This is a genomic window from Enterobacter sp. SGAir0187, from assembly GCF_002952735.2.
Classification (GTDB): Bacteria; Pseudomonadota; Gammaproteobacteria; order Enterobacterales; family Enterobacteriaceae; genus Enterobacter; species Enterobacter quasiroggenkampii.
In genome coordinates, this window is sequence record NZ_CP025034.2 from 2,823,554 (window position 1) to 2,838,518 (window position 14,965).

The window sequence follows — 14,965 nt, forward strand, 5'->3', positions numbered from 1 at the left end:
TATGGGTGGTATCAGTATCTGGCAATTGTTGATCATTGCCGTCATCGTCGTGCTGTTGTTTGGCACCAAAAAGCTCGGTTCTATTGGTTCCGATCTGGGCGCGTCTATCAAAGGCTTCAAGAAAGCGATGAGCGATGATGAGAGCAAGCAGGATAAAACCAGCCAGGACGCTGACTTTACTGCTAAATCCATCTCCGACAAGCAAGAAGAAGCCAAAAAGGAAGACGCTAAACGCCACGATAAAGAGCAGGTGTAAGTCGTGTTCGACATTGGTTTTAGTGAGCTCCTGCTGGTCTTTGTGATTGGCCTGATCGTGTTGGGACCTCAGCGTCTGCCGGTGGCGGTTAAAACCGTTGCGGGCTGGGTTCGTGCGCTGAGATCGCTGGCATCGACTGTTCAGAATGAACTGGCTCAGGAGCTTAAGCTGCAGGAATTTCAGGAAAGCCTGAAAAAGGTTGAGAAGGCGAGCATGGATAACCTGACGCCGGAACTGAAAGCGTCAATGGATGAGCTGCGCGAAGCGGCGGAATCCATGAAGCGCTCCTACAGCATTAACGATCCTGAAAAAGCGAGCGATGAAGCAAACACCATCCATAACCCGGTGGTGAAGGGCAGCGAAGAGCAGCGTGAAGGCGTAACGCCTGCCAGCGCTGAACATCAGGCTGCTGCGCCTGAACAGACGCCGCAGGAAACCGAAGTGAAAAAGCAGGTGCAGCCGGAAAAGCCCGTGGTTAACGCTGCCGAGGCAAAACCCGCCGCGCCCGTTTCCGAATCATCCCCCTCGTCGAGTGATAAAGCGTAAACATGGCTGTAGATGATACTCAACCGCTAATTACGCACCTCATAGAGCTGCGTAAGCGTCTGTTAAACTGCATTATTGCGGTTCTCGTTATTTTTCTATGCCTGGTCTATTTCGCCAACGATATCTACCAGGTGGTTTCTGCGCCGCTGATCAAGCAGATGCCGCTGGGCGCAACGATGATTGCAACAGACGTTGCTTCTCCGTTCTTTACTCCCATCAAGTTGACCTTTTGGGTGTCGTTGATTGCCTCTGCGCCCGTGATTCTGTACCAGGTGTGGGCCTTTGTGGCGCCGGCACTGTATAAGCACGAACGCAAGCTGGTCATTCCGCTGCTGGTATCCAGTTCGCTGCTGTTCTATATCGGCATGGCGTTTGCCTATTTCGTTGTCTTCCCGCTGGCCTTCGGCTTCCTGACGCATACCGCGCCGGAAGGGGTCCAGGTGTCGACGGATATCGCCAGCTATCTTAGCTTTGTGATGGCGCTGTTTATGGCGTTTGGCGTGGCATTCGAAGTGCCGGTGGCCATTGTGCTGCTCTGCTGGGTAGGGGTAACCACACCCGATGACCTGCGTAAGAAGCGTCCGTATATCCTGGTCGGCGCCTTCGTTGTCGGCATGCTGTTGACCCCGCCGGATGTATTCTCCCAGACGCTGCTGGCCATACCGATGTACTGCCTGTTTGAGGTCGGTGTCTTCTTCTCACGGTTCTACGTGGGTAAAGGGCGTCGGTCGGATGACGAAGACGCGACGTCCGACAAGACCACTGAAGAGTAAAACCAGCCGCCCGTCAGGGCGGTTGTTATATGGGGATTCGCATGTTTGATATCGGACTCAATCTGACCAGTTCGCAGTTTGCGAAAGATCGCGATGAGGTGGTTGCGCGCGCGTTTGCCGCCGGGGTGAAAGGACTGCTGCTGACGGGCACCAACCTGCATGAGAGCGAGCAGGCGCAGCAGTTGGCGCAACGCTACGAACGCTGTTGGTCTACCGCGGGCGTGCATCCTCACGACAGCAGCCAGTGGACCCCGGAAAGCGGTGAAATGCTGCGCAGGCTGGCGAAGACACCGGAAGTGGTGGCGATTGGCGAATGCGGCCTCGATTTCAACCGTAACTTTTCCACGCCTGAAGAGCAGGAAAAGGCGTTCACTGCCCAGCTTGCGCTGGCGGCAGAGCTTGAAATGCCCGTATTTATGCACTGCCGCGACGCGCATGAACGTTTCCTGACTCTGCTGGATCCGTGGCTCGAGAAACTCCCCGGCGCGGTGCTGCACTGTTTTACCGGCTCACGGCAGGAGGCCCTGGAGTGTCTGGAGCGCGGGCTTTATCTGGGGATTACCGGCTGGGTTTGCGATGAGCGCCGCGGGCTTGAGCTTCGGGAACTGCTACCGGCGATCCCGGCTAACCGGTTGCTCCTTGAAACGGATGCGCCTTATCTGCTGCCACGCGATATGAAACCCAAACCGGCATCGCGACGCAATGAACCCGCTTATCTGGGGCACATTGTTGAGCGCGTCGCGACGTGGCGCGGAGAAGATCCGCACTGGCTTTCCGCGCAGACGGATGACAACGTGCGTAAGCTGTTCGGGATAAACGTTTAAAGTTTACGGAAGTCGGTGTTTTTAACGCTCTGCAGCACCTGCTTGTTCAGCAGATTAAGCAACAGCATGGAGCGCGCTTCCCCGTCCGGCTCGGCAAAAATCGCCTGCAGGCCTTCGAAAGCCCCTTCGGTAATCACGACGCTATCGCCCGTGTAGGGTGTTTCCGGGTCGGTAAGGCCTTCGGGCTGCTGATAAATCGACAGCTGGTGGATCACCGATGAGGGAACCGTCGCGGGGTGAGCGCCAAAGCGAACAAAATGGCTGACGCCGCGCGTGGCGCTGATGGTGGTGGTGTGGATCACCTCCGGGTCGAACTCCACGAACAGGTAGTTCGGGAACAACGGCTCGCTCACGGTTGTACGCTTCCCGCGCTGCATTTTTTCAAGCGTGATCACGGGCGTCAGGCAATTGACAGACTGACGTTCAAGATGTTCCTGCGCGCGCTGAAGTTGCCCGCGTTTGCAATACAGTAAATACCAGGCCTGCATAATCACTCTTTCCCTTAGTTCGGGGCGCAAGCATATCAAAACCCTGGCGGGATCGCTAAGTTGATTATAATGGGCGAAAATGGGACAGAACGCATAACTTCACGCTAATTTAACAAAATTACAGCATCAAGCAGGCTTACGCCGTATAATGAAGCGCTTACAGAGAGGCCATGATTAACTGCATGAAATACCACGATCTCCGCGACTTCCTGACGCTGCTGGAAAAGCAGGGTGAACTCAAACGTATTACACTTCCTGTTGATCCTTATCTGGAGATGACAGAAATTGCTGACCGCACCCTGCGTGCCGGTGGCCCCGCGTTACTGTTTGAAAATCCTAAAGGGTACGCCATGCCGGTGCTGTGCAACCTGTTTGGTACACCGCGTCGCGTCGCACTGGGGATGGGGCAGGAAGACGTCACGGCCCTGCGCGAAGTCGGTAAGCTGCTGGCCTTCCTGAAAGAGCCGGAGCCGCCGAAAGGCTTCCGCGATCTGTTCGACAAGCTGCCGCAGTTTAAGCAGGTGCTGAACATGCCCACTAAACGCCTGCGCGGCGCGCCGTGCCAGCAGAAGGTGCTGGAAGGCGATGCGGTTGATTTGACTAAAATCCCTATCATGCAGTGCTGGCCGGAAGATGCTGCGCCGCTGATCACCTGGGGGCTCACCGTTACGCGCGGCCCGCACAAAGAGCGGCAAAACCTCGGTATTTATCGCCAGCAGTTGATTGGCAAGAATAAGCTCATTATGCGCTGGCTGTCGCATCGCGGCGGCGCGCTGGATTTCCAGGAGTGGTGTGCTGCGCGTCCGGGGGAGCGTTTCCCGGTGTCTGTCGCTTTAGGCGCCGATCCGGCCACCATTCTGGGAGCCGTCACCCCCGTGCCGGATACCCTTTCTGAATATGCGTTTGCAGGCCTGCTGCGCGGAACGAAAACCGAAGTCGTGAAGTGTATCTCTAACGATCTTGAAGTCCCGGCCAGTGCAGAAATTGTGCTGGAAGGTTACATTGAACCGGGTGAAATGGCGCCGGAAGGCCCTTACGGCGACCACACCGGCTATTACAACGAAGTGGATAACTTCCCGGTGTTTACCGTGACGCACATTACGCAGCGTGAAGATGCGATTTATCACTCCACGTATACCGGGCGTCCACCGGATGAACCGGCGGTACTGGGCGTGGCGCTGAACGAAGTGTTTGTGCCGATCCTGCAAAAGCAGTTCCCGGAAATTGTTGATTTTTATCTGCCGCCTGAAGGATGCTCGTATCGCATGGCGGTGGTCACGATGAAGAAGCAGTATCCAGGCCATGCTAAACGCGTGATGATGGGCGTGTGGTCTTTCCTGCGCCAGTTTATGTATACCAAATTTGTTATTGTCTGCGATGATGACGTTAACGCCCGCGACTGGAATGACGTAATCTGGGCCATTACCACGCGAATGGACCCGGCGCGCGATACGGTGTTAGTCGAAAACACGCCGATTGATTATCTGGATTTTGCCTCGCCGGTTTCCGGTCTTGGCTCAAAGATGGGACTGGATGCCACAAATAAATGGCCTGGCGAAACCGACCGTGAATGGGGTCGCCCGATCAAAAAAGATCCTGCTGTGACCGCGCGCATTGACGCGATCTGGGACGAGCTGGCCATAATGAATAACGGTAAACCCTGAGCTGACCGTTAAGCCCTATAGACTTCCCGACAGAGAGAGCGAATGACAACCTTAAGCTGTAAAGTGACCTCGGTAGATGCCATCACCGACACCGTATATCGCGTCCGTTTAGTGCCAGAAGCGCCATTCTCTTTCCGCGCGGGTCAGTACCTGATGGTCGTGATGGATGAGCGTGATAAGCGTCCTTTCTCCATGGCCTCCACGCCAGCGGAGCAGGAATTTATTGAGCTTCATATCGGTGCGTCAGAGCTTAACCTGTATGCGATGGCCGTCATGGACCGCATTCTGAAAGAGCGCGAGATCGTAGTGGATATTCCGCACGGTGATGCGTGGCTGCGCGATGACGAAGACCGTCCGCTGATCCTGATTGCTGGTGGTACAGGCTTCTCCTACGTGCGCTCCATTCTGTTGACCGCCCTGGCGCGTAACCCTGACCGTGATATCACGATCTACTGGGGTGGCCGTGAAGAGAAACACCTGTATGACCTGTCTGAACTGGAAGCGCTGAGCGTCACCCATCCTAACCTGCGTATTGAGCCGGTGGTTGAGCAGCCGGAAGAGGGCTGGCGCGGGCGTAGCGGGACGGTGCTGACGGCAGTGCTGCAGGATCACGGTACGCTGGCGGGGCACGATATTTACATTGCAGGGCGTTTCGAGATGGCGAAAATCGCCCGCGATCTGTTCTGTAACGAACGTGATGCGCGTGAAGACCGCCTGTTTGGCGATGCGTTTGCCTTCATTTAAATAAAAAACCCGCCCCTGACAGGCGGGAAGAACGGCAACTAAACTGTCTCTCTTCGCCAATGGCGCCATAACTGCGTTGGCTGCGCTCGTTCACCCGAATCACTTACTAATGTAAGCTCATCGGGATTCGCTCGCTTGCCGCCTTGTTCTGACGCCATTGGCTTTGAGATACTTTTCCTTACTTACACTCTCTCAAACACCGTCGCGATACCCTGACCCAGACCGATACACATCGTTGCCAGACCAAACTGGGCATCTTTGCGTTCCATCAGGTTGATCAGCGTCGTGCTGATACGCGCCCCGGAACAGCCCAGCGGGTGACCGAGGGCGATCGCGCCGCCGTTGAGGTTAATCTTCTCGTCGATCTGCTCCATCAGCCCCAGATCTTTAATGCACGGCAGGATCTGCGCGGCGAACGCTTCGTTCATCTCAAAGAGATCGATGTCGCTGGCGGTTAAGCCCGCTTTTTTCAGCGCCAGCTTCGAGGCCGGAACCGGGCCGTAGCCCATGATCGACGGATCGCAGCCCACGACCGCCATCGAACGTACCCGAGCGCGAGGGGTTAAGCCCAGCTCGCGGGCGCGGCTTTCGCTCATCACCAGCATCGCGGCGGCACCGTCGGACAACGCCGACGAGGTTCCTGCCGTGACTGTACCGGTGACGGGGTCAAACGCCGGACGCAGCGTGGAAAGCGCTTCGACGGTGGTTTCCGGGCGGATGACTTCGTCGTAGCTGAACTGCTTCAGAACGCCGTCTGCATCGTGGCCGCCGGTAGGGATGATCTCGTTCTTAAAGGCACCAGACTGCGTGGCGGCCCAGGCGCGAGCGTGAGAGCGCGCGGCAAAGGCATCCTGCATTTCGCGGCTGATGCCGTGCAGGCGGGAGAGCATCTCCGCGGTCAGACCCATCATTCCCGCAGCTTTCGCCACGTTGCGGCTCATGCCTGGATGGAAATCGACCCCGTGGCTCATCGGCACGTGGCCCATGTGCTCGACGCCACCGACCAGGCAAGCCTGCGCATCGCCGGTCATGATCATGCGGGCCGCGTCGTGCAGCGCCTGCATTGATGAACCGCACAGGCGGTTAACGGTGACGGCCGGAACCGAATGCGGGATCTCCGCCAGCAGCGACGCGTTGCGGGCGATGTTGAAGCCCTGCTCCAGAGTCTGCTGCACGCAGCCCCAGTAGATATCGTCGAGCGCAGCCGGATCCAGCGCCGGGTTACGCGCCAGCAGGCTACGCATCAGGTGCGCGGAGAGGTCTTCCGCACGCACGTTACGGAACGCGCCGCCTTTTGAACGGCCCATCGGGGTGCGAATCGCATCAACAATGACAACCTTTTCCATTGTGACTCCTTAAGCCGTTTTCAGCTCGCCAACCGGACGGGCTGGCTCAACTGCGGGATAGTAGGGTTCGTTATGGCGCGCTTTGTTACGCAGCCCTTCCGGCACTTCATACAGCGGGCCGAGGTGCTGATACTGCTGAGCCATATCGAGATAGCGGGCGCTGCCGAGTGTGTCCAGCCAGCGGAACGCGCCGCCGTGGAACGGAGGGAAGCCGAGGCCATACACCAGCGCCATGTCGGCTTCTGCCGGGCTGGCGATAATGCCTTCTTCGAGGCAACGCACCACTTCGTTGATCATCGGAATCATCATACGGGCGATGATCTCATCGTCGGTGAAGTCGCGTTTCGGCTGACTGACATCGGCCAGCAGGCTATCCACCGCCGCGTCTTCTTCTTTCTTCGGTTTGCCCTTGCTGTCTTCTTTATAGCGCCAGAAGCCCAGGCCGTTTTTCTGGCCGAAGCGGTTAGCGTCGAACAGCGCGTCAATGGCGTCGCGATAGTCTTTCTGCATGCGCTGCGGGAAGCCTGCCGCCATTACCGCCTGGGCGTGGTGGGCGGTATCAATGCCCACAACGTCCAGCAGATACGCCGGTCCCATCGGCCAGCCGAACTGTTTTTCCATCACTTTGTCGATTTTGCGGAAGTCCGCGCCGTCGCGCAGCAGCTGGCTAAAACCGGCGAAATAAGGGAACAGCACGCGGTTGACGAAGAAGCCCGGACAATCGTTAACGACGATCGGCGTTTTGCCCATCTTGCTGGCCCAGGCCACCACTTTGGCGATGGTGTCGTCAGAGGTTTTTTCCCCACGGATCACTTCGACCAGCGGCATACGGTGTACCGGGTTGAAGAAGTGCATACCGCAGAAGTTTTCCGGACGCTTCAGCACGCTCGCCAGTTCGCTGATTGGAATGGTGGAGGTGTTAGAGGCCAGCACGGTATCCGGGCGAACCTTGTCTTCCGTTTCCGCCAGCACCGCTTTTTTAACCTTCGGGTTCTCGACGACGGCTTCGACCACCACGTCGACACGATCAAAACCGCTGTATTCCAGCACGGGCTGAATGGTGGAGATCACGCCTGCGAGCTTCAGCCCGTCAATTTTGCCGCGTTCCAGCTGTTTATTCAGCAGCTTGGCCGCTTCGGTCATGCCCAACGTCAGGGATTTCTCGTTGATGTCTTTCATCACCACCGGCACGCCTTTCCAGGCTGACTGGTAAGCGATGCCGCCACCCATAATGCCCGCGCCGAGTACCGCCGCATGTTTTGGCGTCTCAACGTTTTTGGTCAGCTGTTTGGCTTTGCCTTTCACGAACTGATCGTTCAGGAAGATACCGACCAGCGCGCGCGCTTCATTGGTGTGCGCCAGCGGGACAAAGCTCTGGTTTTCGAGCTTCAGCGCTTCATCGCGTCCGAGACGGGCAGCCGCTTCAATGGTTTTCACCGCCGTGATTGGTGCCGGGTAGTGTTTACCCGCCGTCTGCATCACCATGCCTTTGGCGATGGTGAAGCTCATGGTGGCTTCAATCTTGCTGAGTTTTAACGGTTCCAGCTTCGGCTGGCGTTTGGCTTTCCAGTCGAGTTCGCCTTTTATCGCCTGACGCAGAATGGCGAGTGCGCCTTCAACAAGCTTCTCAGGTTTTACAACGCCGTCGACCAGGCCAATTTTCTGCGCCTGTTCTGCGCCGACATCTTTACCCGCGGCAATGATCTCCAGCGCGCTGTCGGCACCGAGCATGCGCGGCATACGGACGGAGCCGCCAAAGCCCGGCATAATGCCCAGCTTGGTTTCCGGCAGGCCGATGCGCAGGTCCGGCGTCGCCAGGCGATAGTCGGTCGCCAGCACGCACTCGCAGCCACCGCCCAGCGCATAGCCGTTAACGGCGGAAATAGTCGGGACAGGCAGATCTTCCAGACGATTAAAGACGCTGTTGGCAAAGTGCAGCCACTGGCTCAGCTGTTCTTCCGGGACCAGGAACAGCGAAAGGAACTCGGTGATATCAGCACCGACGATAAAGGCCGCTTTGTTCGAACGCAGCAGCAGCCCTTTTAATTCAGGTTGTTTTTCAAGAACATCCAGCGCCTGGCCAAGACTGGCCACCGTCGCGGTATCAAGCTTGTTCACTGAGCCGGGGGCATCGAACACCAGTTCTGCAATGCCATCTTCCAGCCAGTTGAGGTACAGGGTGTCGCCTTTGTAGAGCATGTCAGTCTCCTGAATCCAGCAATTGGATCTGGTCATACCAGATGAATCGGAGTGTGGGATTTATGTTAATAAAATGCAAATTACTCATTAAGAAATTGCTGCATTGATCACGGTCGGTGGAAATCACGCAGGCGGAGTGAGGTGTGCTAAGATGCGATGACTTGAGGTCAAAAAACGAAAGGAATAATGATGGACTCACTGGCTTCGCTTTATAAAAATCATATCGTTACCCTACAGGAACGTACCCGCGATGTACTGGCCCGCTTTAAGCTGGATGCGCTGCTGATCCACTCCGGCGAGCTGATGAATACCTTTCTGGATGACCACGCTTATCCGTTCAAGGTGAACCCACAATTTAAGGCGTGGGTGCCGGTGACGCAGGTGCCCAACTGCTGGCTGCTGGTGGATGGCGTGAACAAGCCGAAACTGTGGTTCTACCTGCCGGTCGATTACTGGCACAACGTTGAGCCGCTGCCGACCTCATTCTGGACGGAAGAGATTGAGGTCATTGCGCTGCCAAAAGCGGACGGTATTGGCGGCCAGCTGCCTGCCGCGCGTGGCAACATCGCCTATATCGGCCCTGTTCCGGAGCGTGCATTGGGCCTGGATATTGCGGCAGACAAACTCAACCCGAAAGGGGTGCTGGATTACCTCCACTATTACCGCGCGTATAAAACCGACTACGAACTTTACTGTATGCGTGAAGCGCAAAAAACGGCGGTGAACGGCCACCGTGCCGCGCATGAAGCCTTCCAGTCCGGCATGAGCGAGTTCGACATCAATCAGGCCTATCTGACCGCGACAGGCCACCGTGATACCGACGTGCCGTACAGCAACATTGTCGCGCTCAACGAGCACGCGTCCGTCCTGCACTACACCAAGCTGGATCACCAGGTTCCGTCGGAAATGCGCAGCTTCCTGCTGGACGCAGGGGCAGAGTACAACGGCTACGCGGCCGACCTGACCCGCACCTGGGCGGCGAATGCGGATACCGAGTTCGCGCAGCTGATCAAAGACGTGAACGATGAACAGCTGGCGCTGATTGCCACCATGAAGGCGGGCACCAGCTATGTGGATTACCACATCCAGTTCCATCAGCGCATCGCCAAACTGCTGCGTAAGCACCAGATTGTGAAAGACATGAGCGAAGAGGCGATGGTCGAGAACGATCTGACCGGGCCCTTCATGCCGCACGGCATTGGTCACCCGCTGGGCCTGCAGGTGCACGACGTTGCGGGCTTTATGCAGGATGATACCGGTACACACCTGGCGGCACCGTCTAAATATCCTTACCTGCGCTGCACCCGTATTCTGGAACCGCGCATGGTGCTGACGATTGAACCGGGGATCTACTTTATCGAATCCCTGCTGGCGCCGTGGCGTGAAGGCCAGTTCAGCAAGCACTTCAACTGGGAAAAAATTGACGCGCTGAAGCCGTTTGGCGGTATTCGTATCGAAGATAACGTGGTGATTCACGAAAACGGTATCGAGAATATGACGCGAGACCTGAAGCTGGCCTGATGGAAAGCTGGCTGATACCGGCTGAACCGGTCACCTTTGTTGAGGAAATCAAGAAAAGCCGCTTTATTACCCTGCTGGCGCATACCGACGGCGTAGAGGCGGCAAAAGCGTTTGTCGAGTCCGTCCGGGCTGAGCATCCTGACGCCCGTCACCACTGCGTGGCGTGGGTAGCAGGGCCGCCGGACGATTCGCAGCAGCTGGGGTTTTCCGATGACGGTGAACCGGCGGGCACGGCCGGTAAACCCATGCTCTCCCAGCTAATGGGCAGCGGCGTGGGCGAAATAACCGCCGTGGTGGTGCGTTACTACGGCGGCATTTTGTTAGGCACCGGTGGGCTGGTTAAAGCCTATGGCGGGGGCGTGCAGCAGGCGCTTAATATGCTGGTCACTACCCGCAAAACGCCGCTTACCGAATATACTTTATTATGCGATTACGCCCAGCTCTCGGGTATTGAAGCGCTGCTGAGGCAGTTTAACGGTGTCATCGCACACAGTGAATATCAGGCGATGGTGCAATTACGCGTGGCGCTTCCTCAGGCGGAACTGGCTGCTTTTTCAGCAAAACTGGCTGATTTTAGTCGTGGTTCGTTGCAATTGCTGCCGATTGAAGAATAATCCCCACCTCACTTTTGAATACCAAAGGAAGCGGCAGAGATGCATTTTCGTGCCATAACCCGAATCGTTGGACTGCTGGTCATACTCTTTTCCGGGACGATGATTCTCCCTGGACTGGTGGCGCTTATCTACCGGGACGGCGCGGGGCGGGCATTTACCCAGACCTTCTTTGTCGCGCTGGCGATCGGCTCTCTGCTGTGGTGGCCGAACCGTCGTCAGAAAGGTGAACTGAAATCTCGCGAAGGGTTTCTGATCGTCGTGCTGTTCTGGACGGTGCTGGGGAGCGTCGGTTCGCTGCCCTTTATCTTCTCTGAACAGCCTAACCTGAGCATCACGGATGCCTTCTTTGAATCCTTCTCCGGCTTAACGACGACCGGGGCGACGACGCTGGTAGGACTGGATTCGCTGCCGCACGCGATTCTCTTTTATCGTCAGATGCTGCAGTGGTTTGGCGGTATGGGGATCATCGTCCTGGCGGTAGCTATCCTGCCTATACTGGGCGTTGGGGGGATGCAGCTTTATCGCGCCGAAATGCCCGGGCCGCTGAAAGACAATAAGATGCGGCCGCGTATTGCCGAGACGGCGAAAACCCTGTGGCTGATTTATGTCTTGCTGACTGTCGCCTGTGCGCTGGCGCTATGGTTTGCCGGGATGCCCGCGTTTGATGCTATCGGGCACAGTTTTGCAACGATTGCGATTGGCGGGTTCTCTACCCACGATGCCAGCGTGGGCTATTTCGACAGCCCAACGATTAACACGATTATTGCCATTTTCCTGCTGATTTCAGGCTGTAACTACGGTCTGCACTTCTCTTTACTGAGCGGGCGCAGCCTGAAGGTGTACTGGCGTGACCCTGAGTTCCGCATGTTTATTGGCGTCCAGCTGACGCTGGTTGTCATCTGTACCCTGGTGCTCTGGTTCCATGATGTCTATAACTCCGCATTGACCACGCTAAACCAGGCTTTCTTCCAGGTGGTATCGATGGCGACAACCGCCGGGTTTACCACGGACAGCATCGCCCGTTGGCCGCTGTTCCTGCCGGTGCTTCTGCTCTGCTCCGCGTTTATCGGCGGCTGTGCGGGGTCGACGGGTGGTGGCCTGAAGGTGATCCGTATTCTGCTGCTGTTTAAGCAGGGCAACCGTGAGCTGAAGCGTCTGGTCCACCCGAACGCGGTCTACAGCATCAAGCTGGGGAACCGCGCGCTGCCGGAACGTATCCTCGAAGCGGTGTGGGGATTCTTCTCGGCGTATGCGCTGGTCTTTATCGTCAGCATGCTGGCGATTATCGCGACGGGAGTGGATGATTTCTCCGCCTTTGCGTCCGTCGTCGCAACATTGAATAACCTCGGGCCTGGCCTGGGCGTGGTGGCGGATAACTTTGCCAGTATGAACCCTGTCGCGAAATGGATCCTCATCGCCAATATGCTGTTTGGTCGTCTTGAGGTCTTTACGCTGCTGGTGCTGTTCACCCCTACATTCTGGCGCGAGTAAGGAGCCGTTGATGAAAACACTGATTCTTTTCTCTACGCGAGACGGGCAAACGCGTGAGATTGCCGCCTATCTGGCATCTGAACTCAAAGAGCTGGGGATTTACTCGGATGTGGTAAACCTGAACCGTGCGGATCAGATTACCTGGCAGGATTACGATCGCGTGGTGATTGGTGCATCTATTCGTTACGGGCATTTCCATCCGGCGCTGGATCGCTTTGTGAAAAAGCACACGGCGGTGCTCAACAAATTGCCCGGTGCGTTTTACTCGGTCAATTTGGTCGCGCGTAAACCCGAGAAGCGCACGCCGCAGACCAACAGCTACACGCGCAAGTTTTTACTCAACTCGCCGTGGCAGCCAGAACTGTGCGCCGTCTTTGCCGGCGCGCTGCGCTACCCTCGCTACCGTTGGTATGACCGCTTTATGATCCGTCTTATTATGAAGATGACGGGGGGCGAAACCGACACGCGTAAAGAAGTGGTTTATACCGACTGGTCGCAGGTAGCCAGTTTTGCGCGAGAAATCGAACATTTAACGGGCGATTCGCGACATAAATAAGCGTTAAGTTTGAAAAGTGAGCGAACGAAAAGTTTTTTGTATTTTGTGCTTGTCACTTCAGAATAACTCCCTATAATGCGCCTCCACTGACACGGAACAACGGCACACACGCCGCCGGGTCAGCAGAGAAAAGCGAAAATAAACGCTTGACTCTGAAGCGGGAAAGCGTAATATGCACACCCCGCGCCGCAGCGAAAACGAAGCGGCACTGCTCTTTAACAATTTATCAGACAATCTGTGTGGGCACTCAAAGTGACATGGATTCTTAATGTCTTCGGACAATAAATGAATACCAAGTCTCTGAGTGAACATGCGTAATTCATTACGAAGTTTAATTCACGAGCATCAAACTTAAATTGAAGAGTTTGATCATGGCTCAGATTGAACGCTGGCGGCAGGCCTAACACATGCAAGTCGAGCGGCAGCGGAAAGTAGCTTGCTACTTTGCCGGCGAGCGGCGGACGGGTGAGTAATGTCTGGGAAACTGCCTGATGGAGGGGGATAACTACTGGAAACGGTAGCTAATACCGCATAACGTCGCAAGACCAAAGAGGGGGACCTTCGGGCCTCTTGCCATCAGATGTGCCCAGATGGGATTAGCTAGTAGGTGGGGTAACGGCTCACCTAGGCGACGATCCCTAGCTGGTCTGAGAGGATGACCAGCCACACTGGAACTGAGACACGGTCCAGACTCCTACGGGAGGCAGCAGTGGGGAATATTGCACAATGGGCGCAAGCCTGATGCAGCCATGCCGCGTGTATGAAGAAGGCCTTCGGGTTGTAAAGTACTTTCAGCGGGGAGGAAGGCGGTGAGGTTAATAACCTCACCGATTGACGTTACCCGCAGAAGAAGCACCGGCTAACTCCGTGCCAGCAGCCGCGGTAATACGGAGGGTGCAAGCGTTAATCGGAATTACTGGGCGTAAAGCGCACGCAGGCGGTCTGTCAAGTCGGATGTGAAATCCCCGGGCTCAACCTGGGAACTGCATTCGAAACTGGCAGGCTAGAGTCTTGTAGAGGGGGGTAGAATTCCAGGTGTAGCGGTGAAATGCGTAGAGATCTGGAGGAATACCGGTGGCGAAGGCGGCCCCCTGGACAAAGACTGACGCTCAGGTGCGAAAGCGTGGGGAGCAAACAGGATTAGATACCCTGGTAGTCCACGCCGTAAACGATGTCGACTTGGAGGTTGTGCCCTTGAGGCGTGGCTTCCGGAGCTAACGCGTTAAGTCGACCGCCTGGGGAGTACGGCCGCAAGGTTAAAACTCAAATGAATTGACGGGGGCCCGCACAAGCGGTGGAGCATGTGGTTTAATTCGATGCAACGCGAAGAACCTTACCTACTCTTGACATCCAGAGAACTTTCCAGAGATGGATTGGTGCCTTCGGGAACTCTGAGACAGGTGCTGCATGGCTGTCGTCAGCTCGTGTTGTGAAATGTTGGGTTAAGTCCCGCAACGAGCGCAACCCTTATCCTTTGTTGCCAGCGGTTAGGCCGGGAACTCAAAGGAGACTGCCAGTGATAAACTGGAGGAAGGTGGGGATGACGTCAAGTCATCATGGCCCTTACGAGTAGGGCTACACACGTGCTACAATGGCGCATACAAAGAGAAGCGACCTCGCGAGAGCAAGCGGACCTCATAAAGTGCGTCGTAGTCCGGATTGGAGTCTGCAACTCGACTCCATGAAGTCGGAATCGCTAGTAATCGTAGATCAGAATGCTACGGTGAATACGTTCCCGGGCCTTGTACACACCGCCCGTCACACCATGGGAGTGGGTTGCAAAAGAAGTAGGTAGCTTAACCTTCGGGAGGGCGCTTACCACTTTGTGATTCATGACTGGGGTGAAGTCGTAACAAGGTAACCGTAGGGGAACCTGCGGTTGGATCACCTCCTTACCTTAAAGAACCTGCCTTTGCAGTGCTCACACAGATTGTCTGATGAAA

General features: G+C 56.1%; 13 protein-coding genes and 1 rRNA gene. 11 read left to right on the forward strand and 3 right to left on the reverse strand.

Going from position 1 to position 14,965, the window contains the following annotated elements; genetic code table 11:
* The first annotated feature begins 1 nt into the window (after nucleotide 1).
* The 4 genes from tatA to tatD are packed head-to-tail and all read left to right on the forward strand — an operon-like array spanning nucleotide 2 to nucleotide 2,399.
* Nucleotides 2–256, forward strand: coding sequence for a Sec-independent protein translocase subunit TatA (gene tatA, locus CWR52_RS13545; RefSeq protein ID WP_020882874.1), 255 nt, complete (start codon nucleotides 2–4; stop codon nucleotides 254–256).
* Nucleotides 257–259: 3 nt separating this feature from the next.
* On the forward strand, nucleotides 260–802 hold the full coding sequence (tatB, locus tag CWR52_RS13550; RefSeq protein WP_008501521.1) for a Sec-independent protein translocase protein TatB: 543 nt from the start codon (nucleotides 260–262) through the stop codon (nucleotides 800–802).
* A gap of 2 nt (nucleotides 803–804) precedes the next feature.
* Complete coding sequence (gene tatC, locus CWR52_RS13555) at nucleotides 805–1,575, forward strand: Sec-independent protein translocase subunit TatC (RefSeq protein ID WP_045909218.1); 771 nt, start codon at nucleotides 805–807, stop codon at nucleotides 1,573–1,575.
* Nucleotides 1,576–1,616: 41 nt separating this feature from the next.
* Nucleotides 1,617–2,399 carry a 3'-5' ssDNA/RNA exonuclease TatD gene (gene tatD, locus CWR52_RS13560; protein WP_104949904.1) on the forward strand — a complete coding sequence of 261 codons (783 nt, stop codon included), beginning with the start codon at nucleotides 1,617–1,619 and terminating at the stop codon, nucleotides 2,397–2,399.
* On the opposite strand, the gene rfaH is transcribed toward tatD, so the two are convergent.
* Nucleotides 2,396–2,887, reverse strand: coding sequence for a transcription/translation regulatory transformer protein RfaH (rfaH, locus tag CWR52_RS13565; RefSeq protein WP_028015881.1), 492 nt, complete (start codon nucleotides 2,885–2,887; stop codon nucleotides 2,396–2,398). The genes tatD and rfaH overlap by 4 nt on opposite strands.
* Before the next feature lie 170 nt (nucleotides 2,888–3,057).
* On the opposite strand from rfaH, the gene ubiD reads away from it, so the two are divergent.
* Both ubiD and fre read left to right on the forward strand, forming a co-directional pair.
* The gene (ubiD, locus tag CWR52_RS13570; protein WP_104949905.1) at nucleotides 3,058–4,551 is read left to right on the forward strand and encodes a 4-hydroxy-3-polyprenylbenzoate decarboxylase; all 1,494 of its coding nucleotides are present in this window, start codon (nucleotides 3,058–3,060) and stop codon (nucleotides 4,549–4,551) included.
* A 42-nt stretch (nucleotides 4,552–4,593) separates the two neighbouring features.
* Nucleotides 4,594–5,295, forward strand: a complete 702-nt coding sequence (gene fre, locus CWR52_RS13575; protein WP_008501516.1) for an NAD(P)H-flavin reductase — start codon at nucleotides 4,594–4,596, stop codon at nucleotides 5,293–5,295.
* A gap of 182 nt (nucleotides 5,296–5,477) precedes the next feature.
* Here the strand turns inward: fre and fadA are convergent, their stop codons facing one another.
* Nucleotides 5,478–6,641, reverse strand: coding sequence for an acetyl-CoA C-acyltransferase FadA (gene fadA, locus CWR52_RS13580; protein ID WP_008501515.1), 1,164 nt, complete (start codon nucleotides 6,639–6,641; stop codon nucleotides 5,478–5,480).
* Nucleotides 6,642–6,650: 9 nt separating this feature from the next.
* Nucleotides 6,651–8,840, reverse strand: a complete 2,190-nt coding sequence (fadB, locus tag CWR52_RS13585) for a fatty acid oxidation complex subunit alpha FadB (RefSeq protein WP_104949906.1) — start codon at nucleotides 8,838–8,840, stop codon at nucleotides 6,651–6,653.
* 189 nt (nucleotides 8,841–9,029) lie between these two features.
* Here fadB and pepQ point away from each other — a divergent pair, with 189 nt between their 5' ends.
* From pepQ to CWR52_RS13615, 5 genes are all read left to right on the forward strand, one after another.
* On the forward strand, nucleotides 9,030–10,361 hold the full coding sequence (gene pepQ, locus CWR52_RS13595) for a Xaa-Pro dipeptidase (RefSeq protein WP_104949907.1): 1,332 nt from the start codon (nucleotides 9,030–9,032) through the stop codon (nucleotides 10,359–10,361).
* Nucleotides 10,361–10,975: an IMPACT family protein gene (locus CWR52_RS13600; RefSeq protein ID WP_024908007.1), complete on the forward strand. Its 615-nt coding sequence runs from the start codon at nucleotides 10,361–10,363 to the stop codon at nucleotides 10,973–10,975. The genes pepQ and CWR52_RS13600 overlap by 1 nt, the downstream gene beginning before the upstream one ends.
* 39 nt (nucleotides 10,976–11,014) lie before the next feature.
* Nucleotides 11,015–12,466, forward strand: a complete 1,452-nt coding sequence (gene trkH / locus CWR52_RS13605; protein WP_013099227.1) for a Trk system potassium transporter TrkH — start codon at nucleotides 11,015–11,017, stop codon at nucleotides 12,464–12,466.
* 10 nt (nucleotides 12,467–12,476) lie between these two features.
* The gene (gene hemG, locus CWR52_RS13610) at nucleotides 12,477–13,022 is read left to right on the forward strand and encodes a menaquinone-dependent protoporphyrinogen IX dehydrogenase (RefSeq protein ID WP_104949908.1); all 546 of its coding nucleotides are present in this window, start codon (nucleotides 12,477–12,479) and stop codon (nucleotides 13,020–13,022) included.
* 353 nt (nucleotides 13,023–13,375) lie between these two features.
* Nucleotides 13,376–14,917, forward strand: a 16S ribosomal RNA gene (locus tag CWR52_RS13615).
* Nucleotides 14,918–14,965 lie beyond the last annotated feature (48 nt).

Bases quoted from the DNA above. Each gene is read 5' to 3' on its own strand.
- tatA (WP_020882874.1), top strand. From the start codon at position 2: ATGGGTGGTATCAGTATCTGGCAATTGTTGATCATTGCCGTCATCGTC.
- tatC (WP_045909218.1), top strand. From the start codon at position 805: ATGGCTGTAGATGATACTCAACCGCTAATTACGCACCTCATAGAGCTG.
- tatD (WP_104949904.1), top strand. From the start codon at position 1,617: ATGTTTGATATCGGACTCAATCTGACCAGTTCGCAGTTTGCGAAAGAT.
- rfaH (WP_028015881.1), bottom strand. From the start codon at position 2,887: ATGCAGGCCTGGTATTTACTGTATTGCAAACGCGGGCAACTTCAGCGC.
- ubiD (WP_104949905.1), top strand. From the start codon at position 3,058: ATGATTAACTGCATGAAATACCACGATCTCCGCGACTTCCTGACGCTG.
- fre (WP_008501516.1), top strand. From the start codon at position 4,594: ATGACAACCTTAAGCTGTAAAGTGACCTCGGTAGATGCCATCACCGAC.
- fadA (WP_008501515.1), bottom strand. From the start codon at position 6,641: ATGGAAAAGGTTGTCATTGTTGATGCGATTCGCACCCCGATGGGCCGT.
- fadB (WP_104949906.1), bottom strand. From the start codon at position 8,840: ATGCTCTACAAAGGCGACACCCTGTACCTCAACTGGCTGGAAGATGGC.
- pepQ (WP_104949907.1), top strand. From the start codon at position 9,030: ATGGACTCACTGGCTTCGCTTTATAAAAATCATATCGTTACCCTACAG.
- CWR52_RS13600 (WP_024908007.1), top strand. From the start codon at position 10,361: ATGGAAAGCTGGCTGATACCGGCTGAACCGGTCACCTTTGTTGAGGAA.
- trkH (WP_013099227.1), top strand. From the start codon at position 11,015: ATGCATTTTCGTGCCATAACCCGAATCGTTGGACTGCTGGTCATACTC.
- hemG (WP_104949908.1), top strand. From the start codon at position 12,477: ATGAAAACACTGATTCTTTTCTCTACGCGAGACGGGCAAACGCGTGAG.